Genomic DNA, 1,385 nt, shown 5'->3' with positions numbered 1-1,385 from the left:
TGACCCGTCCTAAAATAACTATACAGGTTATTAAATAAATCCTGATATAATTATACAATTCTTTTTCTTAATCCTAAAATGACTGTACAGTCATTTTAGGATTGTTATATGTTTGATAGTTTTTCCATCGTTTTTTAAGCTTTATTGTTTTTAAATGCGCTTGGTTAGGCGTCATATAATCACAGCTAGCATGTGGCCTTAAACCATTATAGTTATCAATGCATTGTGAGATATATTTTTGTGTTTTCTCAAAGCCCAAAACACTAGAATGTAAATTGAACTCTGTTTTTATAATGCCATTTACACGTTCAGCTATGGCATTTTCATAAGGATCACCATTCTCTGTCATGCTAATAGCCGTTTTGTTTTTGAGCAACAAACCAACGTATTGATGAGAACAATACTGCGAGCCTCTATCGGAATGATGTATCATTGGTTCTTGGTATACTTTATTGTCCAGAGCCATTTTTAAAGCGTCTATACAGCCTTGTGCGGTTAAATCCATCCTAAAGCTATGTCCCATTATTTTTCTTGAGTATGCATCTGTTATCAAGCTTAAATATCCCCATTGATTAACCATTCTGATATAGGTTATATCACTGACCCATACCTGCTCCGGTCGGGTTATGGACATGTCTTTAATCAGGTTACCGTACTTTTTCATCCAATGCCTTGAGTCTGTGGTAATGGCTTTGCGTTTTCGTTGTCTGACCAATAGATTATGCTCGGATAGCAAATTGAACAGATAGTCCCTGCCAATGGTTATATCGTGAGATAAAAGCCTCTTATCTAATACATAATGTAGTTTACGAGCACCTAATCTGGGTAACTGTTTTCTAATATTGAGAACCTCTTGGAGAATAATATCTTCTTTAACCAGACTGCGTTCTTTACGCCAGAGAGCATCATAGTAAGCATGTCTTGTCTTGCCAAACAATCGACATAGCGAGCCTATCCCTAATTTAGGGTAGTACTGCTTCATTTTTAAGACTGTTTGGCACCAGACTTTTTTCTGATATCGATTTTAAGCTGTTCTTCAGCCACATCAATCAGCGTGTTTAAAGCCTTTATCTTTAGTTCTGCCTCTTGTAGGGCTTTTTCCAAAGCCTGTTTGTCCGATGGTTGTTTGGTTGCCATGAGAGGTTGTGTTTCTATGCAAATATCAACTTTTTCTTCTTTAAAATGCAAGAGCCAATCCCTTATGGTCTTTTCTGTTTTGATATTGTAGGCTGTACGGGCTTCTTTAATGGTCATCCTTCCTTGCTCAATGGCCGTAACGATGGTACGCTTCTGAAGCTTGGTATAACGTCTTCTTTTAAGGTTGTGATGATAGTGGTCTGAACCGTATGTGTTCATCCAGAGATCCAAAGAACTTTTGCCTAATT

Annotated in this window: 2 protein-coding genes; both read right to left on the bottom strand. The window is 37.2% G+C overall.

What is annotated here, in order from left to right:
* Window positions 1-73: 73 nt before the first annotated feature.
* Window positions 74-982 carry an IS3 family transposase gene (locus DKT72_RS17780; RefSeq protein ID WP_111310120.1) on the bottom strand — a complete coding sequence of 303 codons (909 nt, stop codon included), beginning with the start codon at window positions 980-982 and terminating at the stop codon, window positions 74-76.
* A gap of 2 nt (window positions 983-984) precedes the next feature.
* Window positions 985-1,385, bottom strand: a 401-nt coding sequence (locus DKT72_RS17775) for a cyclin family protein (RefSeq protein WP_111310118.1), incomplete at its 5' end; no start/stop codon positions are given.

The sequence above is a fragment of the Confluentibacter sediminis genome (assembly GCF_003258355.1).
GTDB classification, from domain to species: Bacteria; Bacteroidota; Bacteroidia; order Flavobacteriales; family Flavobacteriaceae; genus Confluentibacter; species Confluentibacter sediminis.
This window is presented reverse-complemented; position numbering and strand designations above follow the sequence as displayed.

What these genes read in the sequence shown, in the direction of transcription:
- DKT72_RS17780 (WP_111310120.1), bottom strand. Translation starts at nt 982, where the DNA reads ATGAAGCAGTACTACCCTAAATTAGGGATAGGCTCGCTATGTCGATTG.